The sequence below is a fragment of the Kamptonema formosum PCC 6407 genome (assembly GCF_000332155.1).
In the GTDB taxonomy this organism is placed as follows: domain Bacteria; phylum Cyanobacteriota; class Cyanobacteriia; order Cyanobacteriales; family Microcoleaceae; genus Kamptonema; species Kamptonema formosum.
The window spans coordinates 17,359-34,265 of sequence record NZ_KB235904.1 but is presented as its reverse complement, the minus strand read 5'-3'; the positions used below and the strand labels follow the sequence as shown (position 1 = coordinate 34,265).

General features: G+C 41.4%; 15 protein-coding genes. 3 read left to right on the top strand and 12 right to left on the bottom strand.

Features of this window, described 5'->3' with window-relative positions; translation table 11 throughout:
• Window positions 1-82 precede the first annotated feature (82 nt).
• From OSCIL6407_RS0117170 to ftsH2, 4 genes are all read right to left on the bottom strand, one after another.
• The gene (locus OSCIL6407_RS0117170; RefSeq protein WP_007357414.1) at window positions 83-1,396 is read right to left on the bottom strand and encodes an aminopeptidase P N-terminal domain-containing protein; all 1,314 of its coding nucleotides are present in this window, start codon (window positions 1,394-1,396) and stop codon (window positions 83-85) included.
• Window positions 1,397-1,632: 236 nt separating this feature from the next.
• Entirely contained in the window at window positions 1,633-1,818 is a 186-nt protein-coding gene (locus tag OSCIL6407_RS33500) for a type II toxin-antitoxin system RelE/ParE family toxin (protein ID WP_234708803.1), read from the bottom strand.
• Window positions 1,819-1,857: 39 nt separating this feature from the next.
• Window positions 1,858-2,133, bottom strand: a complete 276-nt coding sequence (locus OSCIL6407_RS0117160; protein WP_007357415.1) for a type II toxin-antitoxin system ParD family antitoxin — start codon at window positions 2,131-2,133, stop codon at window positions 1,858-1,860.
• A 138-nt stretch (window positions 2,134-2,271) separates the two neighbouring features.
• The gene (gene ftsH2, locus OSCIL6407_RS0117155) at window positions 2,272-4,158 is read right to left on the bottom strand and encodes an ATP-dependent zinc metalloprotease FtsH2 (protein ID WP_007357416.1); all 1,887 of its coding nucleotides are present in this window, start codon (window positions 4,156-4,158) and stop codon (window positions 2,272-2,274) included.
• 752 nt (window positions 4,159-4,910) lie between these two features.
• Here ftsH2 and OSCIL6407_RS0117145 point away from each other — a divergent pair.
• Window positions 4,911-6,008: a ParM/StbA family protein gene (locus OSCIL6407_RS0117145; protein ID WP_007357418.1), complete on the top strand. Its 1,098-nt coding sequence runs from the start codon at window positions 4,911-4,913 to the stop codon at window positions 6,006-6,008.
• A 24-nt stretch (window positions 6,009-6,032) separates the two neighbouring features.
• A complete protein-coding gene (locus tag OSCIL6407_RS0117140; RefSeq protein WP_007357419.1) occupies window positions 6,033-6,539 on the top strand; it encodes a hypothetical protein in 507 nt (168 codons plus the stop codon).
• A gap of 189 nt (window positions 6,540-6,728) precedes the next feature.
• Here the strand turns inward: OSCIL6407_RS0117140 and OSCIL6407_RS0117135 are convergent, their stop codons facing one another.
• From OSCIL6407_RS0117135 to OSCIL6407_RS0117100, 8 genes are all read right to left on the bottom strand, one after another.
• Window positions 6,729-7,067: a hypothetical protein gene (locus OSCIL6407_RS0117135; RefSeq protein WP_007357420.1), complete on the bottom strand. Its 339-nt coding sequence runs from the start codon at window positions 7,065-7,067 to the stop codon at window positions 6,729-6,731.
• Window positions 7,068-7,205: 138 nt separating this feature from the next.
• Window positions 7,206-7,670: an ArsC/Spx/MgsR family protein gene (locus tag OSCIL6407_RS0117130; RefSeq protein ID WP_007357421.1), complete on the bottom strand. Its 465-nt coding sequence runs from the start codon at window positions 7,668-7,670 to the stop codon at window positions 7,206-7,208.
• 545 nt (window positions 7,671-8,215) lie between these two features.
• A complete protein-coding gene (locus OSCIL6407_RS0117125; protein WP_007357422.1) occupies window positions 8,216-8,428 on the bottom strand; it encodes a DUF2949 domain-containing protein in 213 nt (70 codons plus the stop codon).
• Window positions 8,429-8,474: 46 nt separating this feature from the next.
• Window positions 8,475-8,645 (bottom strand): hypothetical protein, encoded by a 171-nt coding sequence (locus OSCIL6407_RS35440; protein WP_019487485.1) that lies wholly within the window; start codon window positions 8,643-8,645, stop codon window positions 8,475-8,477.
• Between the two features lie 514 nt (window positions 8,646-9,159).
• The gene (locus OSCIL6407_RS0117115; RefSeq protein ID WP_007357423.1) at window positions 9,160-9,696 is read right to left on the bottom strand and encodes a DUF192 domain-containing protein; all 537 of its coding nucleotides are present in this window, start codon (window positions 9,694-9,696) and stop codon (window positions 9,160-9,162) included.
• A gap of 135 nt (window positions 9,697-9,831) precedes the next feature.
• The gene (gene nblR / locus OSCIL6407_RS0117110; protein ID WP_026103770.1) at window positions 9,832-10,527 is read right to left on the bottom strand and encodes a response regulator transcription factor NblR; all 696 of its coding nucleotides are present in this window, start codon (window positions 10,525-10,527) and stop codon (window positions 9,832-9,834) included.
• 102 nt (window positions 10,528-10,629) lie between these two features.
• Window positions 10,630-12,186, bottom strand: a complete 1,557-nt coding sequence (locus OSCIL6407_RS0117105) for a glycosyltransferase family 39 protein (RefSeq protein ID WP_019487484.1) — start codon at window positions 12,184-12,186, stop codon at window positions 10,630-10,632.
• A gap of 9 nt (window positions 12,187-12,195) precedes the next feature.
• Window positions 12,196-13,803 carry a glycosyltransferase family 39 protein gene (locus OSCIL6407_RS0117100; protein ID WP_019487483.1) on the bottom strand — a complete coding sequence of 536 codons (1,608 nt, stop codon included), beginning with the start codon at window positions 13,801-13,803 and terminating at the stop codon, window positions 12,196-12,198.
• 78 nt (window positions 13,804-13,881) lie between these two features.
• Here OSCIL6407_RS0117100 and OSCIL6407_RS0117095 point away from each other — a divergent pair, with 78 nt between their 5' ends.
• On the top strand, window positions 13,882-16,863 hold the full coding sequence (locus OSCIL6407_RS0117095) for a UPF0182 family protein (protein ID WP_007357427.1): 2,982 nt from the start codon (window positions 13,882-13,884) through the stop codon (window positions 16,861-16,863).
• Window positions 16,864-16,907 lie beyond the last annotated feature (44 nt).

The window sequence follows — 16,907 nt, the reverse complement described above, 5'->3', positions numbered from 1 at the left end:
ACATTTTTAAAGGGGGTAGAAATCGGATTTTAAATCTGATGGGTTAATTCCAAATCAGTAAAAGTGACTATTTAGATAATCATTACCATTCTAATGATTCTACAGATTTAGGTACTGCGGCTGTCAAAACTTGATGACCATCTACTGTTACTAACACATCGTCTTCTATACGGATGCCAATTCCGCGCCATTTTCGATCGACTTCTGGTTGTCCTTCTACTGGTTTTATTTCTGGAGAGATATAAATTCCCGGTTCGACTGTCAAAACTTGTCCTGGTTGCAAAAGTTGGGGATTTTCGCCGTACTGATAAACGCCGACATCGTGAACATCTAACCCTAACCAATGTCCAGTCCGGTGCATATAAAATGGCTTGTATTTCTCTTCTTTAATTATCTCTTCAATGTCACCACACAGGAGGCCTAAATCCATTAAACCTTGTACTAGAACTCGCACAGCATTTTCGTGAACTTTGCTGTAAGGATTTCCGGGTTTAACTTCGGCAATTGCTTGTAATTGTGCCTCTAAAACTAATTCGTAAATTGTCTTTTGTTCGGGAGTAAATTTGCCACCTATGGGAAATGTGCGGGTAATGTCGGCGTTATAGTAGTCGTAAGCGCAACCTGCATCAATTAGTAATAAGTCTCCCTCTTGAAGTTGACGATTATTTTCAATATAGTGGAGAATACAAGAGTTACGACCTGATGCAACAATTGAAGGGTAAGCAGGGCCATTTCCACCCCGCAGGCGAAAGATATGCTCGATTTCTGCTTGGATTTCATACTCGTAACGCCCCGGTTTTGCGAATTGCATTGCGTGATTGTGAGCTTCAACTGAAATATCAGCGGCTTTCCGCATTAATGCTAATTCAGTTTCGCTTTTAACGAGGCGCATTGGGTGTAAAATTATGTTAGAATCTTCAATGGCTGTTGGGCCTGTACCACGTTTTGGATAGGTTGCCATTAAGCGCTGCCAGTGTTTGAGGAGAGTTTCGTTGAAAACTCGATCGCGTCCTAAATGATAGTAAATTCGCTCTGCTTTTTCTAAATATTGAGGTAGTTTTTCATCCAACTCATTAATCGGATAAGCTTCATCTGCACCGTAGATTTCTTTTGCGCCTTCTACGCCAGCGCGATAGCCATGCCAAGTTTCTTTTTCGGGGTCTTTTGGCTGGACAAATAGTACAAATTTGTGTTCTTCGTGGTGGGGTGCAAATACTGCTACAGCGGAGGCCTCATTGAAACCAGTTAAGTATAAAAAATCGCTATCTTGGCGATAGGCATATTCGACATCATTGTGCATTACTGCCATTGGGGCACTGCGAAATACTGCGGTTCCGCTGCCAATTTTAGCCATGAACTGTTCGCGCCGTTGCCGATACTCTGCTGGATTTATCATTTGTCGTGTGTAATCTAATTTGATGGTCGATACTTTGCGAAATTTGTAGATTTAGTTGTCGCTGTTTGGCGAAAAAATAGGCTCAAAGTCGCGATAACCACTCAAGATACGAGCAACATTAATTCCCGCTTCTGTGGGATAGTAGAAAATGATATATAGCTAGGGGCTAGGGGCTAGGGACTAGGGGCTAGGGGAAGAAGGGAATAGAATCTATAGTGGCAGGAAATCAGAACGTCCTAAGCGACTGGGCGGTTGCTATAATCATCAACTATAAAACCACGCAAGTTGGGTGATATATACTCGTAACTTTTTCCCATATTGGGAAAATTTGCCACAAGTTTACATTTCTGCCTTAGTGTATCAAAAAAGCGGCTAGCGGCATTATAATTTTTTTTTAGTGAATAGGTAATCGCAAATTTCATTTATATCTTGGATTGCATCATCTGTAAAATTGTAGCTACTCATGTTTCTGGCTGAGCCTCAGAAAGCAGGCGAATTTTTTCCTGGATTCTGGCAAAAACTATTTCGCCGTCCGTTAGTTGTCCTTTGGTTATTTGTTCAGTTGCACTTGCTATTTTCTGTTGTAATTCTTCCAGTCGCTGTTCAACCGAATTACGGTAGCTTTCTTGAAGCAGTTGCAATGCCTGTGCAATTACTTCATCAGCAGAAGAATAGCCACCGCTTTTTATTTGTAAATCAATAAACTTTTCCTGTTCAGGTGTAAGACTAATGTTCATAGAATTAGCTGTTTTTTACTAGAAATCCTATACAGGATTTACGCCCAAAAAGACTAGAAACTAGAAACCGGGTTTCTGGCTAGATATCTCGCAGAGAATCTGAGATTTTTCTAAGAAACCCGGTTTCTTTATCCGCCCCTATAACTGAGGCACATACTCCTCTTTTTCAGGCACAAAAGTGTACTCAGCAACAATTTGGCGGAACTCTTCACCGTCGATTGTTTCTTTCTCGATCAACAGGTCAACTAAACGGTCAATGACTGTGCGATTTTCGCGGATAATTCGGCGAGCTTCGTTATAGCAATGATCGACTATTGACCGGACTTGACCATCAATGCGAGAGGCGATTTCTTCAGAATACTCCGATCGCGCTGTGTAGTCCCGACCCAAAAAGATTTCACTCTGTTGTGCTTCCAGAGACATCGGCCCTAAATCGGACATCCCAAAGCGAGTTACCATTTGCCGGGCCATTCCCGTTACCTGCTGCAAATCGTTACCTGCACCAGTAGTAACTTCAGCATCGCCGAAAACTACTTCTTCGGCGGCGCGACCACCTAAAGCGCCCATAATCCGGGCGAGAATTTGCGATCGCGAAATCAATCCTTGGTCTTCACTTGGCATAAACCAAGTCAAACCCCGTGCTTGTCCGCGAGGAACTAAAGTCACCTTCTGTACGGGATCGTGAGCTTTAATAATCGTACCCACGATCGCGTGGCCAATTTCGTGATAAGCGATTAAACGCTTGCTCTTGCTATCAACCAAAGGAGTACCTTCCATACCCGCCACAACGCGGTCTACAGCGTCATCAACCTCCAACATCGTAATCGCATCCTTACGACGACGAGCGGTTAAAATCGCTGCTTCATTGAGCAAATTCGCCAAATCAGCACCAGTAAAGCCAGGAGTACGGCGGGCGATCGCATCCAAAGAAATATCCGCACCCAGTTTCTTATTTCGAGCGTGAACCTCTAAGATTTCTAAGCGACCCTTAATATCCGGCGTATCCACCGACACCTGGCGATCGAACCGACCCGGACGCAGCAAAGCAGAGTCAAGTACATCAGGGCGGTTAGTAGCCGCAATGATAATAATCCCAGTATTGCCCTCAAAACCGTCCATTTCCGTCAGCAATTGGTTGAGAGTCTGTTCCCGTTCATCGTTACCGCCACCAATACCTGCACCCCGCTGACGGCCTACAGCATCGATTTCATCAATAAAGATAATACAAGGAGCATTTTCCTTAGCCTTCTTAAACAAGTCCCGAACGCGGGAAGCACCAACACCGACAAACATCTCCACAAATTCCGAACCAGAGATGCTGAAGAAAGGAACACCCGCTTCACCTGCGATCGCCTTTGCCAGCAAAGTTTTACCAGTTCCGGGAGGGCCGACAAGCAACACACCTTTAGGAATCTTCGCGCCAATAGCAGTAAATCGTTCCGGCTTTTTCAGAAATGTCACCACTTCTTCAAGTTCTTCTTTCGCTTCTTCAACTCCAGCCACATCACCGAAGACAACACCCGTTTTAGCCTCCATTTGGAAACGAGCCTTCGATTTCCCGAAATTCATCGCTTGACCAGGCCCACCGGGGACATTATTGCTGCGGCGGAAGAGAAAAAACAAACCTGCGATCAACAGAATCGGGAAAACTAAGTTTCCTACTAAGCTCCAGAGTGCGCCGTCATTGCGTGTAGGGTGAGTATCAAAAGCAATATTGGCATCCCTGAGTTGAGAAATCAATTCAGGAGCATTTGCTGGCAAATCTACCCGCCACCGCTGCGCGTGATTATCCAATTCTGGATCGATCGCCTCCACAATAGCCGTGCGACCCCCTTCATAGAGGTCAACGCTAGTTACTCTACTGGCGTTAAGGTACTCCAAGAATCTGCCATAGCTCATCCGGGTACTAGCAGTATTCTTGCTCATATCTGTGGGGGAAGCAGCAAAGGCCCCTTGCCACAGGAAAAATCCGATGACTAAAGCTGGTAAAGTCCAAAGTAGTGCAGTTTTCCACGTTATTTTCATAAAAAAGCTCGGTAAGTGCGAAACTCAGAGTCTTTAGACCTGAGAAGGAAACGACGCGGGTGGTTTTAACCACCGTGAATCTTCGTATCCATTACCGCCTTGGAATTGCTTAGCTTGGTGTACTTTTGTAATGTACTTTCGATGGGACAATTACCATCTCAAACCTCGCAATCCTGTACGCATAATGGTTGCCTTTGTTAGGCCTCCCTTGCGGGGTAATGTTAGCTTCGCCAATGTTATAAGGGCTTGTTAGGCTTGCAACACTGTTCCAGTGACTTTAGAACTGTTTAATTGCAAACGACAGAGCAGGGAACTAGCTTCGGATTCCGGGGTGTCGTGACCCAAATAACGTAGTCGTTAAGACTTAGGCTGGTCAGAATAGCTTGCTTTGAGACTTGCTCTTACAAGCTCAGTGGCTTTAGCCCTGAGTTACTGACAAATGCAATTAGCTCTAAGAGTGGATAAATCAGATAAAAGCGCAGCGCTGGGGAAGTGCAGCGGAGCTTAACACTCAGAATCTTAACTAAATTTAACTTAACAATAGGTTTTAGAGCAAGCGGGGGAATAGAGGAGCGGGGGGCGGGGGAGCTCTTGAGTGAGGGATCGCAGGAGAATTGGAGATCCGATGCTCAATTGAAAGCCGATCTGGGTAAAGTTATAAGAATCGCCACAAAACTTGCTGCTTTTAACTCTGGCAGTGTCAAGGGATAAGGCATGATAATGGTGAGGCTCAGTGAGGTAACACATTTATAATGACAACAACTAGACAGCTTGTTCCCAATCCAGCTATGCTCGCCAGACAGGTAGCTGATTCGACTAAAAACATTCTCAGCGCTGACTTGGGCCGGACAGCCACTAAAGCTTGTGTGAGCCGCAATCCGAATGGCGTGGTTTTCATCCCGTCTAATGTTGCCAAGGAGTCAGTTGAGAAGGTACGGGGCGGTAGTTTTGAATCTAAGGCTACAGACCCCCTATTGGATATGTGGCTAGAGTACCAGGGCAACGGGTACGCGATCGGTCAACTAGCTGCCGACTTTGGCGCTCATCTTGGCACCGCTGACCAATCGAAGGTAGTAGATGCACTGGTCAAGGTTTTTTCCTGTGTTGGATACTTTCAGATGAAGGGCGAGTTGGCTGTTGTGCTGGGTCTGCCTTTCTATTCCCAGGAGCAGTTTGAGAAGGAAAAGGAACAGATTATCAGCCAACTAAAGGCTCCCCATGTTCTGGTTTATCGAGGAAATCGCGTTGAGATTGACATTCGCCAAGTTTGGGTAATGCCCGAAGGGTTTGGCAGTTTGATCTGGTGCGAAGCTCAAGACAATAAGGAATTTTCGCCGGAGTTGCCGGAGTTGTCGGTAGCTGTTGTGGATATTGGACACCAAACTACTGATTTTCTGATGGTAGACCGTTTCCGTTTTGCGCGGGCCGTTTCCAAGAGCGATTCTTTGGCAATGAACAAGTTCTACGAACAAGTTACTGAACAAGTGATTGCCAAGACTGGAGGTAAGGCAGACCCTCAATCTCTGTCGCTGTTGGAATCTGTTCACAAAGAAGAGGGTAAGCGCTTCTACAGGCCAAGAGGCTCGAATAAGCAGATTAATTTAGATGAAATTCTGCCTACGCTGCGTAAAAGTTTTGCTACTGAGCTCTCTGAGCGGTTGATGGAATGGCTGCCAGAGCGGGTAACTGATGTTGTTTTCACTGGTGGCGGTGGTGAATTTTTCTGGGAAGTTCTCAAACCACTGGTTGAAGAGGCTAATCTTAAGGCTCACTTGGCTAAGCCGACGCGCGAAGCTAATGCTTTGGGACAGTATATCTATGCAGAGGCCCAGCTAGCTACATTGAAATAAGTAACAGAATAAGGCTTGAACCCTATGGCACTCTGGGCAAAAAATAAGGGGAATTTCTCGGTCGCATTTACGGAGGATGCTGCGGATCAAACTTTGTTGGCGGCTATCGAAAAAGAGTTAGTCCTGACTCAGTACCAAACTTTCAGCAATCTCTGCAAGCAGGCTTTGTGGCAGTTTTTATCTGTTTCTGAGTCTGCTGGGCCTACTCCTAGTTTTCAGCGGTTGGAACAGCGGATTGCTGAACTTCAGCTCAAGTTTGCTGAGTTTGAGCTCAATGTTTCTGCTGAGGAAATTAGCCGTGTGGAGGGGTTGGAACGCCACCTGACTAAACTTAGCGAACAGCTAGAACAGTTGCAGGCAAGTGTCAATACTAAGTTTGCCCAAGTTGCTATGGCGGTAGAGCCTAGACGGGTAGAGCCTGAACCGGAGGAGCATTTTGCTGTAGAGCCGGATGCTGAGGTTGAGGCTCTACGTCGGGAGCCTGACCCTTTATTAGATCGCTTGAGTTCTTTGTTACCCCAAGATTTCTAGTAGGGAAATGGTGTTGGGTGCATTTGTTTTTTGGGTTGTTATTGGTTAGATTATGCTAGCTTTTTGCAACTGATTTCTAGTAACTGATATTGGCGATCGCTTTTTGAAAAAAAGAGCGATCGCTTTATTTTTAGTTGGCGAGTTCAACAGGCTGGAAGAAGAAGTTATAAGGTTTTAGTTGTTCCCGACTCATGCACCAATTTCAACTTCAAAGTAAAAATTTTTCTTGTCTTTAGGAAGCACCTCAATTCTGCTGGGACGAGTCACGCGCGATAAATAATCGCTGATACCTTTAATGTTGCTAACAAGATGCCAGTATGTTTCAGCATTAGGACAGGTAATTGTCAATGTTGGTACATCCAGAGTTTCTATTGACCACTCACACTGACTTAAGAGGGTCTGGGTGATGCGATCGCAACCTGCATAGAAATAGTAACTCACGGCTTCCTCAAGCTGTGACTGCAAGATTCGATCTAGAGATGTTGGAATAGGAGCAAGATCGTCAGGGGGAAATATGGACGTTTTCATAAAAAAATCCTCAATAAATGGGAAAGAGAATAATAGGGGCTAGGGGCTACGATGCTCAGGGCTAGGGAAGAGAATAATAAGGGGCGCTTAGGCTAGGATGCTCAGGGAGGACTAATGATTGAGGTAGAGAGTGCATAATTAGCATTCGGCAACCTTACAAGCAATAGAATGGGGCTGATGGCTATTAGGACAAGTTTGTAAATCTTCCTGAATCAATCGATCTCGAACAATTTGCCCAGAGGCATCTGCGGCTTCTAAACTAATCCAGCTAGCAATTTTATCTTGCTCAAAACCTACTTCCCGGCGATCGCCAACTTGCATAAGCGGACGACGAATCAACAGAGGGTCATTAATCATCAGATTCAAAGCCTTTTCTGTATTCAATTCGTCGGGAAGTATCTCCCCTGATTTAATTCGAGGTGCGGTATAATTAAACCATTCTACAACTGGTAAATCCCCAAAAAATGGGCGTAGAGTTTCTATTGTCCAGGCGGTAGTCAGCAAATTATGAGCTTCAATGGTATGTCCTGCTGCTTGCAACAAAGCTTTTTGCTTTGTGTTATTTTTGCATCCTGGTTTTTCGTAGAAAATAACAGTAGCCATTTGATTTCCTCCTTAATCAAGTTTACAAAGTATTACGCACCTGTTGGGCATAGCAAGTCAAGCTAGTTAGCTTGACTTGCTCTAGTACGATTGTTTAGGTTTTGGAGATCGACTCATGGATTCCAAAAGACCTGAAGGAGACTACAGTAACCCTAATCTTTCTCACTTACAAACTATATTGGTATCACACTGGATTATGAATTAGCATTTAGCAATTAAGGATGTACTCGTAAACTGTAGCCTGCTTACAGTCAAGTTCTCAAATTATTTTTAGGTAAGGGTACGAGTATTTTACGTTTATTTATTTGGACTACTTATAGAACTAAAATATACAGGACTTACGCAGCCAACCAAAGAAACCGGGGTTTTTTACGAAAATACTTCGCCTGCACCCACAGATGCTCTCAATAACCGGGTTTCTGGAGCCATGAGCGTAAGTCCTGATATAGTTAGCCATTAGCTATTAGCCATTAGCCATTAGCCATTAGCCATTAGCTATTAGCCATTACAGTAGATAGCAGGTTGATAAAGTACAGACCAAAATATTAAGCTCTTGCTAGCCAATCAAAGATTTTATCTAACTGTTCTAGTGTCACCAAACCGTACTGCCAGAGAACCATTGGCAGAGAGTGAGGATCTTGCTCGTTATTCCTACACTGAGGGCTACCAGCGCGTTCGGCGACAGCAATAGAAGCAGGAGAAATAGCTAAATCTTCTTGTAAAAAACGAATTAATCGAGTATATGTAGCGGGTGCCATCGTGACTTACATCTCCCTGTGTTAGACACCATTGTGTGAAATCGACCTAATATGTTTGAGTGTGGATTGGACAGTTTTTATTTTGTCTATCAACTGCTGAAACATTTGCTAAGCTTTTGGCTAAGGTTGAAGCCGTTTTGCGATCGCGATTGCAGCAAGAACGAAGATAATTTTTGCTTTCTAAACCCACTAAAATAGGTTCAGCGATTAACTTCATCTGCTAAGCTACAGAATCCGTAAAATTTTACGTATTAGGACTTAAGTATTTATAGATACCAGAATCTCCTTAAAAAGGAGGCTTTTCAGATTCTCCTGTTAAAAAATGGGAAAATTTGAAATTTTCCATTTTTAAGAGGTATTTTGAGGTATCTCTGCGTAAATCCTGACCTATTTAGTAGAACGACTGTTCCACTCAAACCCCAACCTGCTAACTTAACCAAACTTTGCTCCATCGCTCCTACTTCAGACAAATTTAGCCGTAGCAGAAGAAAATTCGGGGCTTTTGCTTAGAATTGTTGTTGCTCGCTCCGCTAACCGTCGGTTGCAAAATGCACCTGAAGTTAGCACTGGACTGTTGACTCGTCTCTCACACCTATGAAAAAACCAACTTTTGAGGAAAACAAGCTTACCGTTATCAAGGCTAGGATTGATAGATTAGCAAATTTTTTGGCTTTTGCCTAGACTTGAAGATTAAAATTCCAACAATTTTGATAACTTTTTGTAAAGAAATTTTAAGGGGTGGGCTTGGTGGGGGAATTAGAGCCCAAAAACTGGATAGCAATGCGATCGCCGACTTTAACGCCGAGTTCAGCAGCGCGACCCCCCCGAAGTTCAATCACGCGATCGACAGAGGTTGTGGAATCATAGGTGGGACAGGGTTCAGCAGTACAGGGAGGCGAATTACGGGCGATCGCTCTTACCACCCCATCTCGTAGGAAAATCATATCCAGCGATATCTTGCAATTTTTCATCCAAAAAGCAACTCGTCGCGGCGGATTAAATGAGAACAGCATCCCGCGATCGTCGGCTAAAGAAGTCCTGTACATTAGACCCATAGCCTGCTCTTCAGGAGTGTTAGTTACTTCCAGGTTAATCATAGAACCAGCTATATTAGCCTTGGCAGTAATTGGGAGCATTTGACCCAAATTTGTCTCCTGTGGAGTTGGAGACGTGGAACTTTTCGCCAGGGTACTCGAAGCATCTACGGACGAACAAGAGATTAATAATAAGCTGAAACCCAGAGCAAGCAATTCGATCGGATATTTCATATAAATTAGTTAGTTGTTAGTTGTTAATTCAAGACCTACGCTTTACTTACGTAATGCCCCATATTGGCTATATTCTTACCCCAAGATGGCGGCGTTACGGATACTTTCTTAGTGGTGGCTAAAACCACTAAGAAATTAAGATTCTCGAAGAACGTAGCCCACACCACGTACAGTTTGAATCAAACGTTTTTCTCCTTCATCTTCAATTTTCAGACGTAAATAGCGAATATAAACTTCAATTACATTTGACTCGCCCAAAAAATCGTAACCCCAAACGTTTTCCAGAATTTGTTCGCGAGTCAGCACTTCGCGAGAATGTTCCATTAAATATTTAAGTAACTCATATTCCTTCATTGTCAAGTCGATGCCCCGACCATTACGAAAAGCTCGCCTTGTAGACAAATCTAACACCAACTCACCAAACCTTAATTCTTCAACTTCAGTTGTATCAGGCTGCAAATAAAGACGTACTAACTGCAAAAATTCTTCCGTTCGATAAGGCTTAAGAAAATAGTCATCAGCTCCACATTCTAAACACGCCACCCGATCTTCAACCGTATCACGAGCCATTAACAAAAGTACGGGGACTCTATTACCAGTATTTCTAAGATGGTTACACAGAGTCAGTCCAGCTTCTCCCGGCAGCATCCGATCGATTACAATCAAAGCAGGTTGGAGCTCAGCGGCCAGATGTTGACCACCAGCGATATCCGTCGCCACCACAGGCTCATAGCCAGATGATTTCAAGTCTAGACTGACCTGCTGAGCTAGAGCTTCGTCCGTTTCAACCAATAGGACACAGGGATTGCGGTCAAGGGTGAGTGCTCTCATCGGAATTGCGCGGTGTAGACTATCAGTTATAGTAGCACGTTTAAAGCCATTAGGTGCAAAGAATAGAGACATAATACTTAATAATTAATTCCACCATCTTTACTAAGATACATTTACTTCTACTAATTTAATTTTTTCAACCCCATCCAGAGTTTCGATCGATTTTAGCTCGCGTACCGTTGCTCCTTTACCCAGGATTTCTTTAAGCTCATTTGGTTGAATTATAAATAAGCATTGACCGCTCAAAATTTGGGTTTGTGAAATCGAACTTATTTGATATTTACCAATGGAATAGCCTGTGGTTACATCGGGTTCAATGGGCGCTTTTTGGTGTTCTGTGGGAGGATATTTGGTATAAAATAAAATATAAATATTTGGTCGCCAAAACTTGTCGCTGACTATAGTGCAATTGTAGGAGCTTGTTTCCGCGAAATTAATAGCTTCCTTCATGCCATATTGCCAATTTTTAGAAGTGTTAGCAATAATGTACTGAGAATAATTAAAGTAAAAATTTAAAAATGCTGTGAAACTGGCAGTTACGATGGCAATTGCTATCCACTTAAAATAGTTTTTTCTCTCAGAACTCACTAAACTGCTAATCTGAAAAAGACCGTAACCTGAGAGAATCGAAAATAGGGGTACACCTACAATTGCACGAATAGCATGAGCGGAATCTATTACCGCTGCTGGCATGGGATAGAGAAATAGCCATAGTAAAAGGATACTCCGCTCTTTAGTTTTAGTTTTAGATAAAAAGTAAATTCCGGCTAAAACAGTTGCCAATTCAAAAAGATAAAGTTCTCCCACTCCTACTCCCGAAACGCTGCGGCGAGGGTTGGGATCTCCATTAATAAAAAGAAATCCGGGATCGAAATAAGAGAGGTAGTTTTTAATAATACTGAAAAGATTTGTTTGCATCCCTGTCGTTGTTGCTCTTGCCATGCCTTCTGGAGTTATCCAAAACATAAACATGGGAATAAAAATCACCATAAAGATTGAAAAGGCTATCAAAGTTTGTCGCCGATGATTCCAGAAATGTCGCCAGAAGATAATTGTTAACATCAACATGAAAGGTGGCACAAAACCTCTAGCGGAAGAGTAAGTGTAAAGACTTAAGCCGAAAATTAAAGCGCTTAGAGGTAAATAGTTAGGTTTCTTAAAACTTTTGATGAATAGTAGGACTGCTAAGCTAAAGAGAAAAGGAAGTAATATAGCTCTGAAAGCCAATCTACTGAAAAAGATATGCCAGGGACTAATAGCAAATAATAAAGCAGATAAAAGAGCTATTTTTTTATTGTTAAAACATTCTTGAGTTAAGTAGTAAACCAGGGGGACTGTGAGAGTGCCAACGAGTGCTGAAGGTAATCTAATTGCAAACTCATTGAGACCGAAAAGTTTGACTATAGGAATAGTGAGAAATATATATAAAGTTTCGCGATAATCGCTTAAAGCTTTGGTGAAAAAAGGCAGGAAGACACCGTAGCGATCGCGCATTGTTTCCATGATAGAATAAGTATCATAGCCATTAGAAGCTTCATCTACAGAAAAGGATATGGGTGCTGTTCCTAGAAAGGCTATTCTCAGTAAAGCTGCTAGTATTATAATAATTAGCAACAAGCTTTTATTTATATGGGATTTAAAGGCATTTTTTTTTGTCATGTTCTTTATTTACTTTCTCTTAAAAATTTTTATTTCTGGGTTGATTTTATCAATATTTGAATAGATATACATTTTATCCAAATCCCGATAGCTTAACTCTTGCCGATCGAAAAGATTCCACTTAGGCTGAGATTGATATTTCAATACTAACTTGTAGTCGATCTCTTTGTTTAAATTATCAAAAAATGCGTATTCTGGGGCGTTTTTTTCAAACCTACGAATATCATAGCCACTGCTGACAATAACATATTCTGGTTTTTTGGTCGATAAAAGCTCTAGTGAAGGAGCATCTACATCTTCAGAGCGAAAATTATCTAATCTGGGTGAATATTTGTTACCACCAGTATTTACAATTAAAGCATTTTTATCTATGTTTTGCTGCATCCATTGTTCGACGTAGTATCTTGAGTCTTGCATCATCAAAATATTAACCGAAAATCCATAGGCAAATGTATAAACAAATAGAGTAGTAACTAATATAGCTTTAGCCTTAAATAAGGTTTTTTCAGGATTTAAAAATTCTCCTAAAAATTTACCACCGTACAAAGCTAAAATTATTGCTAAGGGCATTAAGTAGCGAACATTATTATACCATACCACACAGACATAAAATAGGTAGTATGATATTGTAGGCACTAATAGAGAGGCTAATAAATAATTATTTTTGAGGCGATATAATATACTCGTAAACCCTAACAAGCACATAATATAAGTTGGCCACCCCAGAGAAAACCTGAGATGAGTTAGAGTCTGGCGAAACATTTGTAATTGACCGATAATACTTTGCTCGTATCTAGGACGAATACTCCCTCCACCTGCGGTGATTAACTTGACGTGCTTTAAAAAACCTGGCAGGTTGAAGATGATATTATGTAATAATAAAAAGGCTCCAATACCTACAGCAAGAGACAAAATAATTCTTTTGTCCTTCAAAGAATCCTTAAGGGTAAGCTCTGGATTATCCTGCTTCTGATAGCGATGATGTTCGACAATAATAAATATAGGAGTGAGCAGATAAAAGGCATAAGCTTGGTCTTTAGTACAAACAGCGATAGTAGCAGTTAGAGCAAATAAAAGATAATCTTTAAGGCGGTGATGTTTTAATAATTTTAGATAAAATAGTAAAGATAGCATTACCCACAAAAGATAGGGGACTTCTAAGTTGATTGTTTTAGAATAATAGATTAAGGGAACGCTTAAGGCGGTAATCAGGACAGCAAAAAAAGAAGACTTTCGATCGTAAATTTCTAGACCACACAAATAGATAATCAGTAGAAGAGCAGAACCCATGAACACAGTCAGAAATCGACCTATGTAGAAAAGAAAGGTGTAAGCTGGCAAACTGTAAATATCAATAATATTTAACTTGTGTAATAACCAAACTGGGGAGTAAAGTACAGCTAAAATATAAAAGTGAACAGGAGGATATTTATAATGCCAACCATTGGAGAAACCTTTCTCCATACCTTCTAGCACTCGCAAAGGTATGAGCTCATCAGCAGCCCAGCCGCTAAAACTTGGCAAGCCCCACCAGATGCCGCAAGTGTTGAGGCAAAAGCTGAAAAGTAATAGTATAATCAGGGCGATCGCGATTTGATTGTTTGATTTGACCCACAACCTCAAGTTAAACCTTCCTCTCTAGAAAATCGGCAATAAATTAGTAAAATTATCATATAACTGATTCCGTCAAAATTAATGACTTTCAACAAACTAATTTTCAAAGCTATTTTATTCTCAATCGGACTTTGGCTAGTTTTTGAGTTCGTATCCTATATCGTGGCAGAAGTCCTCTGGTTTGAGGAAGTTGGCTATCTGCCAGTATTTTGGCGTAGAGTAATAACGGAATGGGTCTTATTCGCTTTTACTTTAGCTGTCACCTCTAGCTTTTGGCTAGGGAATTTAGCTTTAGCAAATCGGCTCAAATACCCTTCAAATCAAGATAGAGAGAGAGAAATAAACAGGAAAAGCTTAACCCGTCGTAATTTAACAAATACCTCCTTATTAAGTAATAACAAAAAATCCCCAAAAAAAATTAAATTGACTTGGCTAATATTGTCAGCATTCGGATTGAGCTTATTAATAAGTTTGCTTATAGTTTACTACGGAAAAATTGCTGTAAGATTTTGGAATATAGATATCAGCTTGGCCAATACTTTACTTCCCTTGCCAATTGAATTTAGAATTGATTCATTGGGAGAAATGGCAAGGCAACTATTGTTTAATTGGTGGCAGTTAGGAGTATTGCTAGCATTGAGTATTCTTTTCACTATCTCCCCTCAATTTTGGCTGAACGCTTTAGCTTTATTAATGAGTTTAGGCTTGGCTTTAATTGCCTCTAACCACTGGGCCAAAGTATTGCAATATTTACAACCTACCACCTTTAAAATTACTGAACCACTTTTTAACCTCGATCTTAGCTTTTACGTCTTTACCCTACCAATTTTACAACTTATTGCATTTGAGACTACAGCGTTATTTTTGTATGGATTACTATCTTGCACTCTCCTCTATTTGCTGTCAGGAAATAGTCTAAGTGATGGAATTTTTCATGGCTTTTCTATACAACAACAGCGCCACCTGTACGGCCTGGGAGGAGCTGTAATGCTTGTGATAGCATTTCGTTATTGGTTAGCTCGTTACGAGTTACTTTATTCTCAACAGAGCGTTACCTATGGCGCAAGTTATACTGACGTGACAGTGCAGCTTCCTGGCTATACACTTTTGAGTATATTAGCAATAATTACCAGTATTTTCTTGTTTTTTCAATGTGTAAAATTTAAACATACAAATAAGAATTTAAAATTTATGCTCTTAGGCTTTTTAATTGTCAACTTTACCATAACTTTAGTGGGGCCAGAAGTTGTACAAAGACTTGGAGTTCAACCCAATGAACTAGCACGAGAGCAGTTATATATCAAGCGAAGTATAGACTTTACACAACAGGCATTCGACTTAAAAAGACTAGAAGTAAAAACTTTCGTTCCTGAAAGTAAACTTACCTACGCCGATCTCGAAAAAAATCAGCTTACTATTAAGAATATTCGCCTCTGGGATAAGCGTCCGCTGTTGCAAACAAATAGGCAATTGCAACAAATTCGCCCCTACTATAAATTTGCTGATGCTGATATCGATCGTTACACAGTTAAGAAAGATGAAGAAGGAAAAGAAAACGCTGAAAGGCAACAAGTAATCATCTCGGCGCGGGAGTTAGACTACGAAACAGTGCCCCAACAAGCTCAGACTTGGCTGAACGAAAATTTAGTTTATACTCACGGTTATGGGTTTACTCTTTCTCCTGTAAATACAGTTGCTACAGGCGGGTTGCCCAACTATTTTGTCAAGGACATTGGCGTTGAGAATACAACTGGTAATAAGAGCACTTTAGGAGTAACTAGCGAAGAGATTAGAGCAAGTATTCCCATTGATAAACCCCGAATTTATTATGGTGAAATTAGCAATACAGATGTGATAGCACCAACGAAAGTTAAGGAGCTTGACTATCCGAGCGGAGATGAAAATGTTTATAATAATTATGATGGTAGCGGTGGCATACCGATTGCTTCTATGTGGCGGAGATTGCTATTTGCTAAATATTTGAATAATTGGCAAATGGCACTAACTGGTAACTTTACTCCCAAAACTAAGGTATTGTTCCGTCGGAATATTAAAGAGCGAGTACGTGCAATTGCACCTTTCCTTCGCTACGATATTGACCCATATTTAGTAGTAGCAAATGCTACTACTCCTATTCAAAATAAGGAAGAAATAAAATCCGAAACTTCTCAGGCAAACAACTATCTATACTGGATTATAGACGCATATACTGTCAGCGATCGCTACCCCTATTCAGACCCAGGTAAAAATCAATTTAATTACATCCGTAACTCTGTAAAAGTAGTAATTGATGCTTACAATGGCGCAGTAAAATTTTATGTAGCCAACCCATCTGACCCAATTATTAATAGCTGGATTGCCATTTTTCCGGGACTTTTCACAAGCCTCGATCGAATGCCTGCGTCCCTCCGCAGTCACATCCGCTACCCCCTAGATTTATTCAGCATTCAATCTGAACGTTTGCTCACTTATCACATGGAAGACCCCCAAGTATTTTACAATCGCGAAGATTTATGGCGGGTTCCTAACGAAATTTATGGTAGCGAACAACAGCCTGTGCAGCCTTACTATTTGATTATGAAACTGCCAACGGAAACGTCAGAAGAGTTTGTTCTGTTGCTTCCTTTTACACCTGCAAGTCGGAATAACTTAATTGCTTGGTTGGCTGCTCGTTCTGATGGAGACAATTACGGTAAACTATTGCTTTACCAATTTCCTAAGCAGAGATTGGTCTACGGCCCCGAACAAATTGAAGCTTTGATTAATCAAGAACCAGCTATTTCTGAGCAGATTTCTCTCTGGAATCGCCAAGGTTCTAAGGCAGTTCAAGGTAATTTATTGGTAATTCCAATTGATGAATCTTTACTCTATGTTGAACCGATATATTTAGAAGCTACAGAAAACAGTTTGCCAACTTTAGTCAGGGTAATTGTTGCTTATGAAAACCGGATCGTCATGGCAGAAACTCTTGATGAAGCACTGAAGGCCGTTTTCCTAAGTAAACCTGTCAGCAAACCTGCGATCGTTCGTCCTGTGCAGGAAACGAGTCCAGCCTTACAGTAAATAGAAGGCAGAAGGCAGGAGGCAGGAGGTCGATTTTCTGAAGT